At 71.5% G+C, this 16,320-nt stretch carries 15 protein-coding genes; 3 read left to right on the top strand and 12 right to left on the bottom strand.

Translation table 11 applies throughout. The annotated features are described in order from the left end of the window. Positions 1-2: 2 nt before the first annotated feature. From NGK70_RS18590 to NGK70_RS18620, 7 genes are all read right to left on the bottom strand, one after another. A complete protein-coding gene (locus tag NGK70_RS18590) occupies positions 3-959 on the bottom strand; it encodes a helix-turn-helix domain-containing protein (RefSeq protein WP_251969971.1) in 957 nt (318 codons plus the stop codon). After that, positions 952-1,824: a type IV pilus biogenesis/stability protein PilW gene (gene pilW / locus NGK70_RS18595; protein WP_251969972.1), complete on the bottom strand. Its 873-nt coding sequence runs from the start codon at positions 1,822-1,824 to the stop codon at positions 952-954. Before pilW ends, NGK70_RS18590 begins: the two co-directional genes overlap by 8 nt. Positions 1,825-1,853: 29 nt before the next feature. Then, positions 1,854-3,008, bottom strand: a complete 1,155-nt coding sequence (gene rlmN / locus NGK70_RS18600) for a dual-specificity RNA methyltransferase RlmN (protein ID WP_251969973.1) — start codon at positions 3,006-3,008, stop codon at positions 1,854-1,856. An 87-nt stretch (positions 3,009-3,095) separates the two neighbouring features. Next, on the bottom strand, positions 3,096-3,521 hold the full coding sequence (gene ndk, locus NGK70_RS18605; protein WP_251969974.1) for a nucleoside-diphosphate kinase: 426 nt from the start codon (positions 3,519-3,521) through the stop codon (positions 3,096-3,098). Between the two features lie 143 nt (positions 3,522-3,664). Next, entirely contained in the window at positions 3,665-5,842 is a 2,178-nt protein-coding gene (locus tag NGK70_RS18610; RefSeq protein WP_251969975.1) for a pseudouridine synthase, read from the bottom strand. A 10-nt stretch (positions 5,843-5,852) separates the two neighbouring features. Continuing rightward, positions 5,853-6,602 carry an SMC-Scp complex subunit ScpB gene (scpB, locus tag NGK70_RS18615; RefSeq protein ID WP_251969976.1) on the bottom strand — a complete coding sequence of 250 codons (750 nt, stop codon included), beginning with the start codon at positions 6,600-6,602 and terminating at the stop codon, positions 5,853-5,855. 338 nt (positions 6,603-6,940) lie between these two features. Then, positions 6,941-8,155 (bottom strand): RluA family pseudouridine synthase, encoded by a 1,215-nt coding sequence (locus tag NGK70_RS18620; protein ID WP_251969977.1) that lies wholly within the window; start codon positions 8,153-8,155, stop codon positions 6,941-6,943. Between the two features lie 60 nt (positions 8,156-8,215). Here NGK70_RS18620 and NGK70_RS18625 point away from each other — a divergent pair, with 60 nt between their 5' ends. Further along, entirely contained in the window at positions 8,216-9,034 is an 819-nt protein-coding gene (locus NGK70_RS18625) for an outer membrane protein assembly factor BamD (RefSeq protein ID WP_251969978.1), read from the top strand. 7 nt (positions 9,035-9,041) lie between these two features. On the opposite strand, the gene yoaA is transcribed toward NGK70_RS18625, so the two are convergent. After that, positions 9,042-11,042: a DNA repair helicase YoaA gene (gene yoaA / locus NGK70_RS18630; RefSeq protein ID WP_251969979.1), complete on the bottom strand. Its 2,001-nt coding sequence runs from the start codon at positions 11,040-11,042 to the stop codon at positions 9,042-9,044. Continuing rightward, a complete protein-coding gene (locus tag NGK70_RS18635; RefSeq protein ID WP_251969980.1) occupies positions 11,039-11,242 on the bottom strand; it encodes a YdcH family protein in 204 nt (67 codons plus the stop codon). Before NGK70_RS18635 ends, yoaA begins: the two co-directional genes overlap by 4 nt. A 52-nt stretch (positions 11,243-11,294) precedes the next feature. Here NGK70_RS18635 and NGK70_RS18640 point away from each other — a divergent pair, with 52 nt between their 5' ends. After that, a complete protein-coding gene (locus NGK70_RS18640; RefSeq protein WP_251969981.1) occupies positions 11,295-12,062 on the top strand; it encodes a PP2C family protein-serine/threonine phosphatase in 768 nt (255 codons plus the stop codon). Positions 12,063-12,132: 70 nt separating this feature from the next. On the opposite strand, the gene NGK70_RS18645 is transcribed toward NGK70_RS18640, so the two are convergent. Next, positions 12,133-12,633: a DUF4405 domain-containing protein gene (locus NGK70_RS18645; RefSeq protein WP_251969982.1), complete on the bottom strand. Its 501-nt coding sequence runs from the start codon at positions 12,631-12,633 to the stop codon at positions 12,133-12,135. Positions 12,634-13,036: 403 nt separating this feature from the next. Between NGK70_RS18645 and NGK70_RS18650 the strand changes: the two genes are divergently transcribed. Further along, complete coding sequence (locus NGK70_RS18650; protein ID WP_251973829.1) at positions 13,037-13,141, top strand: helix-turn-helix domain-containing protein; 105 nt, start codon at positions 13,037-13,039, stop codon at positions 13,139-13,141. 62 nt (positions 13,142-13,203) lie between these two features. Here the strand turns inward: NGK70_RS18650 and NGK70_RS18655 are convergent, their stop codons facing one another. Both NGK70_RS18655 and NGK70_RS18660 read right to left on the bottom strand, forming a co-directional pair. Further along, the gene (locus tag NGK70_RS18655; protein WP_251969983.1) at positions 13,204-15,156 is read right to left on the bottom strand and encodes a UvrD-helicase domain-containing protein; all 1,953 of its coding nucleotides are present in this window, start codon (positions 15,154-15,156) and stop codon (positions 13,204-13,206) included. Further along, a complete protein-coding gene (locus NGK70_RS18660; RefSeq protein WP_251969984.1) occupies positions 15,153-16,253 on the bottom strand; it encodes an NAD(P)/FAD-dependent oxidoreductase in 1,101 nt (366 codons plus the stop codon). Before NGK70_RS18660 ends, NGK70_RS18655 begins: the two co-directional genes overlap by 4 nt. Positions 16,254-16,320: the final 67 nt, after the last annotated feature.

A 16,320-nucleotide genomic window follows, 5' to 3' on the forward strand; every position in this document is an offset into this window, starting at 1 on the left:
CCTCACTTCAGTTCCAGGCGCGCGACGTTGTCGCGCGTGAACGGCTGCAGATCCACCGGCTGGCCGTGCAGGCTCACGCGGGTGCCATCGGCGTTGCCGATCTTGAGCTTCATCGGCAGCGCCCCATTGAGCCCCACCGCCTCGCCCGGCAGCAGCATGCGCGACAGCAGCGCCGCACCGTTGGCGTCGCGCACCTCGACCCAGGACTCCGCCGTGGTGCGCAGCACCACCGAGCCGGACGCTGCCGCCACGGGCGCCGAGGCGCTGGGCTCGTCCTGGGGCGCGGAATGCACCGTGTCGACCACCGCGCTGGGCACTGGCGGGGGTGCCGTGGACGCCGCCGACGGCGCCAGCAGGCCAACCGCCGACGCGGCCACCGACGGCACTGCCGAGGCCGCCTGCACCGCCAGCGCCACGCCGGAGGCAGACAGGTCCGCCGCCGTGCTGGCTGCCGCGTCCGCCCCTTCGGCCACGCTGCCCCCCACCGCGGTGAACATCGTGCGCAGCGGCGGCGCGAACCAGAACAGCAGGGCCAGCAGCAGCAGCAGCACCGGCGCGATCACGGCCGGGCGCAGCCAGTTCGACACCCCTGCGGTCATCACCCGGCTGATCGGCTCGCGGTACGGTGTGGCCAACCCGCGCGAGACGTTCTCCAGCGCCTGCGGCGCCTGGGCGGTGCTGGGCAGCGCGGCCAGGACGGGCTGCGCGTCGATGCCCAACTGGCGGGCCACCGACATCGACAGGCCGCGCACGAAGGCCGTGCCCGGCAGCTGGTCGAACTGGTCGGCCTCGAGCGCCTCGAGCTTGCGCACCGGCACCTTCAGCAGCAGGGCGAGCTGGTCCAGGTCCAGTCCCTGCGCCTCGCGCGCGAGGCGCAGCAGGGTCCCGGCAGACGCACCCGCAGGCTCGGACACGGGTCCGGGCGCTACAGCGATGGCGGTCGGGTCGACGTCAGTCATCAAACTTTCCTTGCTCATACGCGGTGGTTTCCCGCGCGTTCGGGTAGCGCGAGCGCAGCTGCTGGCCCCACTCCTCGGCGCCGGCCAGGTTGCCGCGGCGGCGCTCGATGCGTGCGGCCAGCCACAGGGTCTGCGCGTTCACCAGCTCGGGCACCTGGTTGACGCGCTGTACATAGAAACGCGCCCGCTCCGCCTCGTTGCGGCGCAGCAGCACCTCGGCCAGCTGGAAGGCGGTGGAGGGGTTGCCCGCATCGATCTCGTAGCTGCGCAGCAGCAGTCTCTCGGCGGTGGCCAGGTCGCCGGCTGCGGCCTCGCACACGCCCTGCGCCAGCAGGGTGCGGCTGGCCTCACGGTACTGCGGCACCGCCAGGGCCGCCTCGAACCGGCTGCGGGCCTCCGGGAAGCGCCGCTGCCGGCAGAGGTACCAGCCATAGTTGTGCAGCGCATCGGCATCGTCCGGGCGCAGGGCGAGTGCACGCCGGAAGCTGTCCTCGGCCAGGGCATGCTCGCCCAGGCTGGCGTAGATCAGGCCGCGCAGGTTGTAGGCGCCGGCGTTGTCCGCATCGATGGCCAGCGCCCGCTTGACCTCGTCCAGCGCGGTCGCAGTCTGGCCCTGGCTGAAATAGGCCGAGGCCAGCTCCAGCCGGATGCGCGCCCGCTTGGCCAGGTCGGTCTCGTCCGACGCGGTCACCAGGTCGCCACGGCCGCCCAAGCCACCCGAGGGGGCTGGCGACGCCGCACTGGTGCCCCCCTCGGACATCGCGACGCAGCCGGTCAGGGCCATCGACGCAGCGCAGAGGGCCGGCAGCACAAGCCGGCTGGCACGTCCTGCGAAGAGGATCAAGGCAACCTGGCGCAGTGACATCGACATTCCTTCCTGCATGGCATCAGGCATCAAGCATTGGGCGCACGGGCGGCCGCGGCGCGCGGCAGCGGGCCCCGCACCAGGAGGCGTTCCTGCACGCGGGTGCGGTCCTGCACCTCGCCGGCGAGCTGGCCGCAGGCGGCGTCGATGTCGTCTCCGCGCGTGCGTCGCACCGTCGTGACGATGCCACCGTCCATCAGCACCTGGGCAAAGGCCTGCACCCGCTCGTTGGGCGAACGGCGCAGGCCCGACTGCGGGAAGGGGTTGAAGGGAATCAGGTTGAACTTGCAGGGCAGGCGACCCACTGGGCCGCGCGCCGACACCAGCGCCAGCAGCGCGCGCGCATGGGCATCGCTGTCGTTGACGCCGTCGAGCATGCAGTACTCGAAGGTGATGAAGTCGCGCGGCGCGCGCTCCAGGTAACGTTGGCAGGCCGCCAGCAACTCGGCCAGCGGGTACTTGCGGTTGATCGGCACCAGCTGGTCGCGCAGCGCGTCGTCCGGCGCATGCAGCGACACGGCCAGCGCCACCGGCAGGTCCTCACGCAGGCGGTCCATCATCGGCACGATGCCGGAGGTGGACACGGTGAGGCGGCGGCGCGACAGGCCATAGGCATGGTCGTCGAGCATCACGCGCAGCGCCGGCACGAGCGCGGCGTAGTTCTGCAGTGGCTCACCCATGCCCATCATCACCACGTTGGTGATGACGCGCGGATCGGGGCCCGGGCGCGCCGCACCAGCGCGGCGCAGGCTGCGCTCGGCATGCCAGAGCTGGGCCAGGATTTCGCCTGTCGTCAGGTTGCGGGAGAAGCCCTGGTGCCCGGTGGAGCAGAAACGGCAGCCGACTGCACAGCCGGCCTGGGAGGAGACGCACAGCGTGCCGCGGTCGTCCTCGGGAATGAACACCGCCTCGACGGCGTTGCCCGCCCCCACGTCGAACAGCCACTTGACGGTGCCGTCGGCCGAGCGGTGCTCGGAAATCACGGGCAGCGGGCGGACCTCGGCCACGCCGGCCAGCTTGGCGCGCAGCGATTTGGCGAGGTCGCTCATGCGGTCGAAATCCGCCTCGCCACGCTGGTGGACCCAGCGCATCAGCTGGACGGCGCGGAAACGCTTCTCGCCGAGCGAGTCGCAGTAGGCGGCGAGGCCGTCGAGATCGAAATCGAGGAGGTTGACCGCGGTCATGGGCAGGGATGCAGGTAGGAGCGCACTGTAACGACTTGCGCGCCCCGACCGCGCCGCTGGATCAGCGGCCCGCAGGGGCCAGGGGATTCAGCGGCTGTAGACGTTCATGCCGGGGAAGAAGAACGCCACTTCGACGGCAGCGGTTTCAGCCGCGTCGGAGCCGTGCACGGCGTTGGCGTCGATCGAGTCGGCAAAGTCGGCGCGGATGGTGCCCTTGTCGGCCTTCTTCGGGTCGGTGGCGCCCATCAGCTCACGGTTCTTCAGGATGGCGTTTTCGCCTTCCAGCACCTGGATCATCACCGGGCCGGAGATCATGAAGTTCACCAGGTCGTTGAAGAACGGGCGGGCCTTGTGCACGGCGTAGAACTGCTCGGCGTCGGCACGCGACAGCTGCACCAGCTTGGCGGCAGCGATCTTCAGGCCGGCGCCTTCAAAGCGGGCGTAGATCTGGCCGATGACGTTCTTGGCGACGGCGTCGGGCTTGATGATGGACAGGGTGCGTTCGATGGCCATGGAGAGCTCCTGAAAAAATGAAGCAAGGCGGCACCTGCCGCCTTGCAAGGCAAAGCCGTTGATTTTAGCCCGCGGCGCCGGTCAGTCCGGTGACGCTGGAGCGCCGCCACGCGCTGATGCGGTGAGCCTGGGCCCCGGACCGATCAGCGCCGACGGCCGCCGCCGCGGTTCTTGCCCTGGCCACCACCGGGACGGCCGAAGTAGGCATCGGCCCCGATGTAACCCACCGAGGTCTGCATCGGGTCGGGCTGCTTGGGCTCGCCCTTGCGGCGCGGCTCCGGGCCGGACCGGGTGTCCTGGTCGGACGGGCGGCCAAAGCCTGACACGATGCGCTTGGAGCCGGTGGCAAAGCGCCGGTCAAAGGTCTGCTCCAGCGGGTTGGGGATGCGCAGCGGGATGTCGTCGTCGTAGTCATCGCCGCGGGTCTCGCGCTGGTCACGCGGCTCGCGGGTTTGCTCGCGCGGATCGCGTGTCTGATCGCGCTCGAACTGGCCCGGCTGACCGCCATTACCGCCGCCGAACTTGCCCTGGCCCTGGCCCTTGCCGCGCTGCTTGCCCGGCCCTTGCTGGCCCTGACCCTGGCCACGGCCGCCCTGCCCGCCCTGGCCACCACCACCCTGCTGGCCCTGCTGCGCCCCCTTGGGCCCGCCGCCACCATGCTGGGCACCGCGCCCGCGGCCCTTGTCGGAGCGCTCGCCACGCTCCGGCCGCTCGCCGCGCCCGCCCGGCTCTCCACGCGCGCCCTGCTCGCCACGCGGCCCCTGGTCGTTGCCGGCCAGGCGGCGGATCTGGCGCACGTCCTCGTCATCGAGCTCGACCCAGACGCCGCGCTTGAGCCCGCGCGGCAGCACCACGGTGCCATAGCGGATGCGGATCAGCCGGCTCACCGCCATGCCCACGCTTTCGAAGAGCTTGCGCACCTCGCGGTTGCGGCCCTCGGTGATGACGACGCGGTACCAGTGGTTGGCCCCTTCGCCGCCACCATCCTCGATGGACTTGAAGGCAGCGGCCTGACCTTCGATCTCGACCCCGGTGAGCAGCTTGTCGCGCGCCACCTCGTCGAGCATGCCAAGCACACGCACGGCGTACTCGCGCTCCACGCCGAAGCGCGGGTGCATCAGCTGGTTGGCCAGGTCACCCGAGTTGGTGAACAGCAGCAGGCCCTCGGTGTTGATGTCCAGCCGGCCCACCGACAGCCACTTGCCGTTGGGCAGGCGCGGCAGATGGCGGAACACCGTCGGGCGGCCCTCCGGATCGTGGTGGGTGACCACCTCGCCCACCGGCTTGTGGTACGCCACGATGCGCGCCGGCGGCGGCGCGATGCGCACCTTGATCGGCTTGCCGGCCAGCTTGATCTGGTCACCGCGGGCGATGCGCATGCCCACGTGGGCCACCTCGCCATTGACCGTCACCTGGCCCTGCTCGATGAGCTGCTCCATGTCGCGGCGCGACCCGATGCCCGCCTGCGCCAGCACCTTGTGCAGCTTGGGCGCCTCGGGCTCGGGGCGCAGCACGCGCTTGCCCGGATCCTCGTCGGGCGCAGCCTCGCCTTCACTGTCGTAGTTGCCGGTGACAACGTCGCTGAAACGGGCCTGCGCGTCCACACGCGGCAGCGCCGGCTCGGCGGACGCGCCCTCCTCGGGGGCATCACCGAGCGTGAAGATCGCCGGCGCGGCCTCTTCGGCAGCAACGCCTTCACCGGCGGCACGCTCGCCGCCCTCGCCGCGGCGCCCACGGCGGCGGCCCCGCTCGCGGCGACGCTCGCCCTGGGCCTCACCCTGGTCGTCGCCCTGGCCTTCGGCCCGTGCACCGGCCTCTGCCACCGGGGCCGCTTCGGCAGCCACGGCCGGAACCTCCTGCGCGGCGACCGGCGCCGGCTCGGCTGCCACGACCTCCGTCACCACCGCATCGGTCGACACCTCCGCGGCGACCACCTTCTTGCGGCTGCGCGGCGCGCGCTTGGCGGGCGCGGCCGGCTCCACATCGGCCGGCGGCACGGCCGCCTCAACCGAGGCCGCGATCGGGGCCGCGATCGGGGCCTCCACAGGAGCCACCACGACCTCGGCCGCCGTCGGGGCGGCCGCCGTCTTGCGGGCCCGGCGCGGCTTGACCGGCGCCTCGGGGGCCACTTCGGGCACCGCCACGGGCTGCGGTTCGGCAGCGGCCACGGCGACCGGCTCGGCGGCCACCTCGGTGGTCGCTTCGGAGGTCGGTTCAACCTTGCGGGTCGTGCGGCGGCGCTTGGGCGCGGGCGCGGCTGCAGGAGCCTCGGCACCGGCCTGCGGATGCGGGTCTTGGGATTCGGAAGTCATGTCGTTCATGCGTGCAGCCTCAGGCTACGGAGCCCCCAGCCGCGGCATCGGGCCGCTCCTGGATGGCGGGAAGGGGAGCGTCGATGGCAGAACCATCGGCGGGGGCATCACCTGCCTCATCGGCCGGTGATGCGGAAGAAGAGCGATCCGGCGCTTCGAGCACGTCGGCAGCCGGGAGCGCCACCTCGTCCAGCAGCGAGGCCTGCTGCGGCAGGCGCTGGGCCAAGTTGGCGAGCGCCGACATGGGCGCCACGCCCGGTGCAGCCGCCATTTCGGGCAGCTGGTCCAGCGACTTCAGCCCGAGGTCGTCCAGGAACTGCCGTGTCGTGGCGTACAGCGCCGGGCGGCCCGGGGCCTCGCGGTAGCCGATCACGTCGATCCAGCCGCGGTCCTCCAACTGCTTGACGATCTGGGTGCTCACCGTCACGCCACGGATCTCCTCGATGTCGCCGCGCGTGACCGGTTGGCGATAGGCAATGATGGCCAGTGTCTCCAGCACCGCCCGCGAGTAACGCGGCGGTTTCTCGGGGTGCAGCCGGTCCAGGAAGAGGCGCATCTCGGGCCGGCTCTGGAAGCGCCAGCCTGAGGCAATATTGACCAGCTCGACGCCGCGGCCTGACCAGTCACGCACCAACTCGTCGAGCAGCATGCGCAGGGTATCCGCACCCAGCGCGCCATCGAACAGCGCCCGCATCTCGCGCAGCGGCAAGGGCTGCTGCGCGCAGATGAGCGCGGTCTCCAGGACGCGCTTCGCATCCCTCGTGTCCATCCGTTCGTCAGTCTGATGAGCCCGTCTTGCCGACAGGCGGTAATCAGGGCACAAGTCCCTGTGGTTCGATCACCCTACCGGACTCGACCCTCTCGCCACGCGGAGGTCTGAGCCGGCTCATTGCTTCGGCGGGCCATGGCAGGCTCACCGGCATCGACACCTGCCACCCGGCGCCATCCGCCTCGGGTCGGCCAGGGGCCGTCGTTTCTTGGTTCCAGCGTGCTGGGATCTGCACTCCCGCCCTGCGTGCCCGTCGGTCGGGCCGTGTGTACCAGGAGCGGTTGCGCCTCGGTGTCTTCAAATGCCCGCCCAGATCGGCTTGACCGGCGCAGACATCCTCATGCGTCACGTTTTTCCAGCATTGTAGCGGCAGCGCGCAGTACCGCCGGGCCTAGCTGCTGCCAGGCCGTCGCCAGATCGGGGGGCAGTGCGGCGGAAAAGACACGCCAGCCGCCCAGCACCGGGTGCTCGAAGGACAGTCGCGCCGCGTGCAGGGCCTGCCGCGCCAGGCCCAGCTGGGGCCGCCCACCGTAGAGCGCATCGGCCACCAGCGGGTGGCCGATGGCCGCCAGGTGCACGCGGATCTGGTGCGTGCGCCCGGTGTGCAGGCGGCAGCACCAGGCGCTGACCCAGGCGCCGGCCGATGCGCCACCACCGCCGGTGGCCAACGAACCGGCAGGCAACTCGACGCTGGCCAGGCAGTGCGCGTCGGTGCGCGCCGGCTTGCCGGCCGGGTGCACCGCCATGCGCACACGCGACACCGGGTCGCGCCCCACCGGCCGGTCGATCACCTCCAGGCCGCTGGCATGGCGCCCATGCGCCAGCGCCAGGTACTCGCGCCGCACCTCGTGCGCCGCGATCGCGCGCACCAGCGCGGTCTGTGCCACCAGCGTCTTGGCCACCACCATCAGGCCGGAGGTGTCCTTGTCCAGCCGGTGCACGATGCCCGCGCGCGGCAGCAGCGCCGCGCCAGCGTGGTGGGCCAGCAGCCCGTTGAGCAGCGTGCCGGACCAGTGGCCCGCCGCCGGGTGCACGACGAGCCCGGCCGGCTTGTCGACCACCAGCAGGTGTTCGTCCTCGAACACGATGGACAGCGGCAGCGGCTCGGCCTGGAAGGCCGTACTCTGCGCGGTGGGCCGCAGCAGCACCTCGATCACCTGCCCGACCGACACCTTGCGAGACGGCTTGGTCTGCACCAGGCCGTCGCAGCGCACCAGGCCATCGGCAATCAGTTGCTGCAGGTGGCTGCGCGAGAACTCCGGCGCCAGCGCCACCAGCCAGCCGTCCAGCCGCTGGCCGTGCTCGGTCACCTCGACGCGGGCCTGGCGTTGCTCCCCACCGTGCGCCGCCTCGCCATCGGCCGCCCCGGGCAGGCCGGCATCACCGCCCGCGGGGGAGTCCTCTCCGCCATCCTCATCCCCGCCCTCGTCAAGGGCCACACCCTCATCCAGCCCGTCCACCTCGTCGGCGACGGCGGCACGCGCCTGCCCGGGTGCGCGATCACCCGCCCCGCTCCCGGGAAGCCCTGCCCCGGCGCGCGCACTGCGCTTCATATAATCCTTCACTCGATGGGTCACAGGCGCAGCCAACCAAGGCTGCGACACAGGAAACACATGTTCAAGCTCAGTGCGGGCCTGCCCGCCCGGACCGCCGCGTGGGTGATGGCGGCGCTGCTGGCGACGCTGCTCGGCGCTTGCGCAACCGACCCCAAGAAGGGCGACGATGCCAAGGCCGTCGCCAAATTGTACGAAGAGGCCCGCGAGGAGGCCGCCGCCGGCGCCTACGACGCCGCCATCAAGCTCTATGAGCGCCTCGAAGGTCAGGCCGCTGGCACGCTGCTGGCCCAGCAGGCCCAGCTGGAGCAGGCCTACCTGCTCTACAAGCAGCAGGAGAAGGCGCGCGCGCTGTCGGTGGTCGAGCGCTTCCTCAGGCTGCACCCCACCAGCCCGGCGGCCGACTACGCGCTGTACCTGCAGGGGCTGATCAACTTCAACGACGACCTGGGCCTGTTCGGCAACCTGATCAAGCAGGACCTGTCCGAGCGCGACCAGCAGGCCTCGCGCGACGCCTACTCGGCCTTCAAGCAGCTGGTCGAGCGCTTTCCGGAGTCGAAGTACGCGCCCGACGCCGTGCTGCGCATGAAGTACATCATCGCCACGCTGGCCGGCTACGAGGTGCACGTGGCGCGCTACTACTACGAGCGCGGCGCCTACGTGGCCGCCGCCAACCGCGCCCAGCAGGCCCTGCAGGACTACCGCGGCGTGCCCGCGGCCGAGGAGGCGCTGTACCTGATGGTGGCCAGCTACGAGAAACTCGGCCTGCCGCAGCTGCGCGATGACGCCCTGCGCGTGCTGAAGAACAACTATCCGAAGAGCGCCTGGCTGCAACGCGGCTACGAGGTGCAGCAACAGAAGGGCTGGTGGCCGTTCTGATCTGACGCTATGCGGGCTCCCGCAGCGTGGCGAGCCAGTCCAGCGCCTCGGCCTCGTTGTCCACCAGGCCCATCGGCGGCAGCGCAGCCAGCAGGCGCTGGCCGTAGCCCATCGTCACCAGCCGGCTGTCGCACACCGCCAGCAGGCCCCGGTCGGTCTCGCTGCGGATCAGCCGGCCCGCGCCCTGCTTGAGCGCGATCGCCGCCTCGGGGATCGAGTGATCGGCAAAGGCATTGCCGCCCTCGGCCTCGATGGCGCGGCAGCGTGCTTCCACCAGCGGGTCGTTCGGCGGTGGGAAGGGCAACTTGTCGATCACCACGCACTGCAGCGCCTCGCCCGGCACGTCGATGCCCTCCCAGAAGCTGTGCGAGCCCACCAGCACCGCCCGCGGCGCGGCCAGGTACTGCGCCAGCAGCGCCCGCTTGGACGACTCGCCCTGCACGAAGACCTGCAGTGGCGGATCCACCTGGGCGAGCTGCTCGCGCAGCCCCTGGCCGATGGTCTGCAGCGCCCGCAACGTGGTGGTCAGCACGAAGGTCCGCCCGCCCAGCGCCTGGGCGCAGCGGGCCGCCAGGCGCGTCACCGCTGCCGGGTGACCCGGGTCGCTGGGACGGGGGAAGCGCCCCGGCACCAGCAGCCGCGCATGGCGGGGGTAGTCGAAGGGGCTGCCGGCGCGCAGCATGCGCGCGTCCTCGACCCCCGCGCTGCGGGTGAACCAGGTCAACTCCTCGTCATCGCCCAGCGTGGCGGAGGTGAAGATCCAGGCGCGGCTGGCACCCTCCACCTCGGCACGCAGCGCCTCACGGATGTCCAGCGGCGCCTCGGCCAGGCGGGCCTGGTGCAAGGTCAGGTCGATCCAGCGCACGAAACCCGGCGCCGTCGGCTTGCCAAAGCCTGCCGCCGTGGCCCCCAGCGTCGTGGCCCGCTCGGCCAGCCGGGCCAGCTCGGGCGCGGCGTCCGCCACGGCCGACAGCGCCGCGCGCGTCGCCGCACAGGCAGCGGCCACCGCAGCGAGCGCGGCGGCAAAGCCTGCATCGCCCCCCCGCTCCTCCCAGCGCAGCCGCCCCACACCCCGCTGCCCACCGCCGGCGCAGGCCAGGCGCAGCTCGCGCGCCGCCATCTCCACCTGCCCCGCCAACGCCTGCCAGTCCTGCAGGCCCCGGGCCTGCGCCAGGCCTGCGGCGAGCAGGTCGCGGGTGAAGTCCAGCAGCTGCGCCGACCCCAGCGAGCGGCCGAGGAACTGCACCCCCGCCTCGTTGAGCTGGTGCGCCTCGTCGAACACCACCGCGTCCACCGTTGGCAGCAGCTCGGCCATGCCGGTGTCGCGCACCATCAGGTCGGCGAAGAAGAGGTGGTGGTTGACCACGCAGAGATCGGCCTGCAGCGCCTCGCGCCGCGCCAGCATCACGGGGCAGTCGCGCAGCTTCGGGCAGTCGCTACCCAGGCAGTTCTCGCGGCTGGAGGTCACCAGCGGGATCACCGGCGAGCGCTCGTCGAGCATCGGCAGCTCGGCGAGGTCCCCGGTGCGCGTCGTGTGCGACCATTCCTCCACTCGGGCAAGCATGCGCACCGAATGGCGATCGGGCAGCTGGGCGTCGTGGCGCGCCTGCTCCAGCCGGTAGGGGCAGAGGTAGGAGCTGCGCCCCTTCAGCAGCGCGATGCGCACCGGCAGCTGGAAAGTCCGCACCAGCCGCGGCAGATCCCGCAGGAAGAGCTGGTCCTGCAGGCTCTTGGTGGCGGTGCTCACCAGGGCGCGCAGACCCGACAGCAGCAGCGGCACCAGGTAGGCATAGGTCTTGCCTACGCCGGTGCCCGCCTCGGCCACCAGCACCGAGCGCGACTCCAACGCCTGCGCCACCGCATCGGCCAGGTCGTTCTGCACCTCGCGGGGGCGGAACTGCGCATCGGCCCGCGCCAGCGGCCCCTGGTCCGAGAAGGCCAGTGCCACCTCGTCGCGCAGCAGGGAGATCGGAGGCAGCAACGGCTCGCCCTGGTCAGGCGGCGTCATGCCGGCTCGGGCGGATCGACGTCGTTTTCCAGCTGCGCGATCTGGTCGCGCAACAGCAGGCGACGCTTCTTCAAGCGGCGCATCGCCAGCTCATCGATGGGCACCGCATGCGCCAGGCGGTCGATCATGTCGTCGAGATCGGCATGTTCGATGCGCAACTCGATCAGGCGGCGCTGCGGAGATCGCAGGTTCTCTTCCATAGTCGTGCATCATCAACAGGGCTGCCCGAGGGAAGCGATTATAGTTTTCGGCATGACGACGCAGTCCCTGGGTTATCGCCTCTCCGCGGCCACCGGCATCGACCGAGGCGACCGGCTTTACCAGCAGGACCAGGTCGAGGTCTTCGTCCACCCGCGTGTGCCAGGCTGCCTGCTTGCCATCCTCGCCGACGGCATGGGTGGCAAGAGCGGTGGCCGCAAGGCCGCCGACCAGGTCCTGCTGATCGCCAGGCAGCTCTTCGAACGCTTCGCCCCCGGCCGCGACAACGCCCCGGACCTGCTGCGTCGGCTGGTGCAGGAATCGCACCTGATGATCAAGCTGACGGCGATCACCTCCGAGCAGGAGCCGCACAGCACGATCGCCGCCGCCCTGGTCCTGCCCAACCGGGAATGCCACATCGCCCACGCTGGCGACTCGCGCGTCTACGTCTTCAAGGGCGCACAGATGCAGATGCGCACCCTGGACCACTCCCTGGTGCAGCGCATGGTCGAGCAGGGTGACCTCTCCGAGGAAGAGGCCAACGACCACCCGCACGCCAACCTGCTCACCGGCTGCCTGGGCGCCGACGAGGACCCGCCAATGACGCTGGCACGCGTCGAGCAGCTCGACGTCGGCGACTCCGTGCTGGTCTGCAGCGATGGCCTCTGGCACTACTTCACCGCCCGTGAGCTGGGCACCATCACCAATGCCCTGCGCCCGCGCGACGCCAGCAAGATGCTGATCAGCAAGGCCCGACAGCGCGCCCGCGGGGGCGGCGACAACCTGTCGCTCGCGCTGGTGCGGCTGGATCCGCTGGGGTAGCCGGGGTAAGGCGCCCGGCCTCGCCCGGCCAGGCGGAAAACCCGCGGAGGCGCCCTCCGCGGAATCGACCTCACTGGCGCCGGGCCAGCACCCTCAGCGCGGCACCCATGCGCTCACGGTCCCCGCCGGTGACGCTGCCGATCGAGGCATTCTCGTCAGCCAGCGCGATGCCGGAGCCGGCCAGGGCCTTCAGCGCCTGCTCGCTGGACTTGCCGAACAGCGGTGCCACTGCCTTCAGCGGCGCCTGCGAGATCGCCCGCATCGCGATGGCCGGCGGGGACATCGGCTCGCCGCCGCTGCCGCCCAGCGGCACGAAGGACGCGCCGATGAGCAGCACACACACGGCCATCGCGGCCGCGCCCGCGCCCGGCTTGAAGTAGCGCTTGAAGCCCAGCCAGTTGGCGGTGACGTGCAGCGCGGCAGCGGCCACCACCACCCAACCGGCCCACTCGTGTACCGTCTTCTGCAGCGAGCTGTCAAGGTGGAAGAACATCAGCAGGCCGGTGACGGCCATCAGCGCGAACACACCGATCGTCAGGGGGGTGGCCCATTCGCGGGAAACCTGGATCATCCTTTTCTCCTTGGGAAGTGCAACAGGGATGGGCGGGAGTCTGGAAACCGCTCGGGAACCTCTCCGCCTTGCCAGCATGGTGGCGTGCGAATGTGGAGGAATTGCGTAGAAACCAGTAGAAACCCTGGGCCCATGTGCACTTGAGCCCGCTCGAGGCCCCTGGACGACAGCGACGCCGCCCGTTGATCGACGCACGTGCCAGGGCCACTGCCGCATGCGCCGATATTTGCCCAGCCCCAGGCCTGCGACGCTGCAATGAAATCCCCCGGCATCACCCTGAAGCTCTTCCTCGCCGTGCTGGCCACCGCCCCCGACGGCGCCTCATCCCGCGACCAGCTGTTCGACCGCCTGCACGCCGACCAGCGCACTGAGCGACCACACCGCCGACAGCCACGTCAGGAACCTGCGCCGCAAACTCGAACGCGCCGGCGCGACCCCGGACGCGATTCGCTCGATCCATGGCGTGGGGTATCGCTTCGCGCCGGAGCTCCTGATGGGCGGCGAGTGATGCGCCGCAATCGCAACCTGCACCGCAGGCATGCTGTGGACAAGGACGCCGCCGCGCCCGCCTCACCCCGCCGGCACGAAGCGGCTGACCGGCCCGCGCCCGTGGACCAGCTCGACCGTGTCACGCCCGCGCGAGACGGCGACGTAGAACAGGTTGCGCTCGTCGGCGTCGTCGCCGTCAAACTCGCCGCGGCCCAGGCCGGGGATGACGACGTGGTCGTACTCCAGCCCCTTGGCCTGCTCGATGGTGGACAGCAGCAGCCCGCTTGCGCCTTGGGCCGCGGCGGACTCGCGACGCTCCTCCTGGGTGCGGATGACGCGCAGCAGCTCGGCGATCGAGGCCGGCCGGTCGGTGTCCACCACGCGCAGCAGGGCCTGCACCGAGTCGACCGCGTTGCGCACGTCCTCGGCCTGCACATAGACCTGGGCGGCCAACTCGCGTACCGGCAGGTGGCGCAGGGCCGCGTGCAGCTGGGCGACGCCGCCCTCGCGCAGCAGTGCGATGGCCCGGGCGATGCACCGGGCGCTGTCGTGGCGCTCAGTGCGCTCCAGCAGCACAGGCAGCAGGTGGCGCTGGAAATTGCCTGCCGGCGCGGCGGCGATGGTGGTGGCGGTCTCGGGATCGTCAGCGCCGTCGCGCGGCAGCGCGCCGCCGATGAAGGCCCAGGTCGCGGCCTTGGCCGCGCTCAGCGAGGTGGGCGTGAAGGCCTGCTCGTCTTCGGCCGCGGCGGCCAGGACCATGCGCACGAACAGCAGCTCCGGGCGCGCGGCGTAGGTGGTGAAGCCCACGGTGCTGTAGTCCACGTGGTAGCGCAGCAGCAGGTACTCCAGGTCCAGCGCGGCATGCGGATGGCGCAGCAGCACCGCCACGCCGGCGGCCGGGCGAGGCGGCACGGCCTGGGCGCGCTGGGCCAGCAACTCGCGCAGGTGCACCGTCAACTCGATGGCGCCGTCGCAGACCACGCTGCGCAGCGTGCTTCGCCGCGCCCGGTCGGCCGGATAGGGCTTGGCGGCAAAGCGGCCCAGCGCGTCGGCCACCGCCGGGCCGAAACGGCGTGCCTGGGTCAGCGGGAAGCGCTCGGCACGGCCGAATTCGAGGTCGAAGCCCTCGCGCAGGAACCAGGACTGCGCCCCGCTGGCGGCATGGATGACCTGGTCGACGTCGCCCACCGCGGCCAGCGGCAGCTGCGGGTACTGCGCCAGCAGCTCCTTCAGCACCGTCGCCATCGCGCGGTTCATGTCGTGGAACTCGTCGACGAACAGGCCGTGCAGCTCGCCCATGCACAGCGGGTGCGTCTCCAACGTGTAGGCCGGGTCGTCGGCGTCGAGCAGGCAGGCCAGGTCGTAGGTGGCATCCCCCGTGTAGCGAAAGCGCACGCGCTCGCCATCGGGCGTGATCTGCACCAGCCGGTAGCGCTCATAGGCCATGAAGACCGCCAGCGTGGTGTAGTCGTGGCCGGTGTCCGCGGCCGAGGCGGGCGTGAGCCGCCAGCCCTCGGCCTGGCGCTGGTGCAGTGCCAGCGTGCCCTTGAGGTGCTCGAAGGCGCGTAGCAGCGACTCCACCGCCAGCTCGCCGCCGCCGCGCAGCGTGAACGCGCCGGGGTGGCGCGCCTCGGCTGCCTCGCGGGCCGTGACGACTGCGGCCAGCACCGCCGCACGCAGGTCCTCGGGGTGCTCGAGCGCCCTCGTTTCGCCGCCCTCGAAGACCTTCAGCCGGGCGCTGCACAGCGCATCGAAGCTGCCGATCCGGAAGGCCTTGCGCAACCGGGCGGGCGCACCCAGGCGCTCGAAGGCGCGGGCAATCGCCAAGCTGCCCGGCGCGGTGTAGCTGAGCATGAGGATGCGCGCCGGGTCGGCGCCGCTGTGCACCATGTCCAGCGCGCGCATGCACAGCGTGGTGGTCTTGCCGGTGCCGGCATTGGCCTCGATGAGCAGGCGTGCCGCGTCGCTGCGCAGGATGGCACGCTGCTCGTCGGTGGCGGCGATGGCGGCGATGGCGTTCGACCCACCCCTCACTGCACCCCCTCTGCCACCGCCTCGGCGATCGCCAGGCAGGACGTCAGCCCCGGCGACTCGATGCCGAAGAGGTTCACCAGGCCCGGCACACCATGCTCGGCCGGGCCCTGGATGACGAAGTCGCGCGCCGGCTCGCCCGGGCCGCTGAGCTTGGGACGGATGCCGGCGTAGGCCGGCTGCAGGGCGTCGTCGGGCAGATCGGGCCAGTAGCGGCGGATGGAGGCATAGAAGCCGGCGCTGCGCTGCGGGTCCACCGGGTAGTGCAGGCGGTCCACCCACTCCACGTCCGGGCCGAAGCGGGCCTGGCCGGCGAGGTCCAGCGTCAGGTGCACGCCCAGCCCGCCGGGCTCGGGCACGGGGTAGATCAGCCGGTTGAAGGGCGCGCGCCGCGCCAGGCTGTAGTAGTTACCCTTGGCCAGGTGCAGCGGCGGCACGGCCTGCGGCGGCAGGCCCTGCAGCGCCGCGGCCAGCGCCTGGGCGTGCAGGCCGGCGCAATTGACCAGCAGCCGGGTGCGGATGCGCATGGGCTGCTCGCCACCCACCTGCAGGGTGATGCCCAGCGGCCCGCACTCGCCGGACTCGATCGGCGCACCAAAGGCCAGCATGCCGCCCGCGGACTCGAAATCGCCCTGCAGCGCCAGCATCAGCGCGTGGCTGTCGACGATGCCGGTGCTGGGGCTGGCCAGCGCCGCGGTGCAGACCAGCGCGGGCTCCAGGGCGCGGGCCTGGTCGGCGCTGAGCAGCAGCAGGTCGTCCACGCCGTTGGCCGCGCCGGCGCCCTGCAGGGCGAGCAGGTCGGCCTCCTGCGCCGCCGAGGTGGCCACGATCAGCTTGCCGCAGCGGCGGTGCGGCAGCCCGCGCTCGCCGCAGTAGGCATAGAGCAGCGCCTTGCCGCGCACGCACAGGCGGGCCTTCAGCGAGCCCTGCGGGTAATAGATGCCGGCGTGGATCACCTCGCTGTTGCGCGAGCTGGTGCCCGTGCCGATGGCCAGCTCACGCTCCAGCAGGATGGTGTCCAGCCCGCGCAGCGCCAGCGCCCGGGCGACCGCCAGGCCGACCACGCCGGCGCCGGCCACGATGCATTCGATCTCTTCCATGCGGGCGATGGTAGACCGGCTCCGACTCCGACCCCCTCCCCCACCCTGACGGACCGATGCGGATCAG

The organism is Sphaerotilus microaerophilus (assembly GCF_023734135.1).
GTDB classification, from domain to species: Bacteria; Pseudomonadota; Gammaproteobacteria; order Burkholderiales; family Burkholderiaceae_C; genus Sphaerotilus; species Sphaerotilus microaerophilus.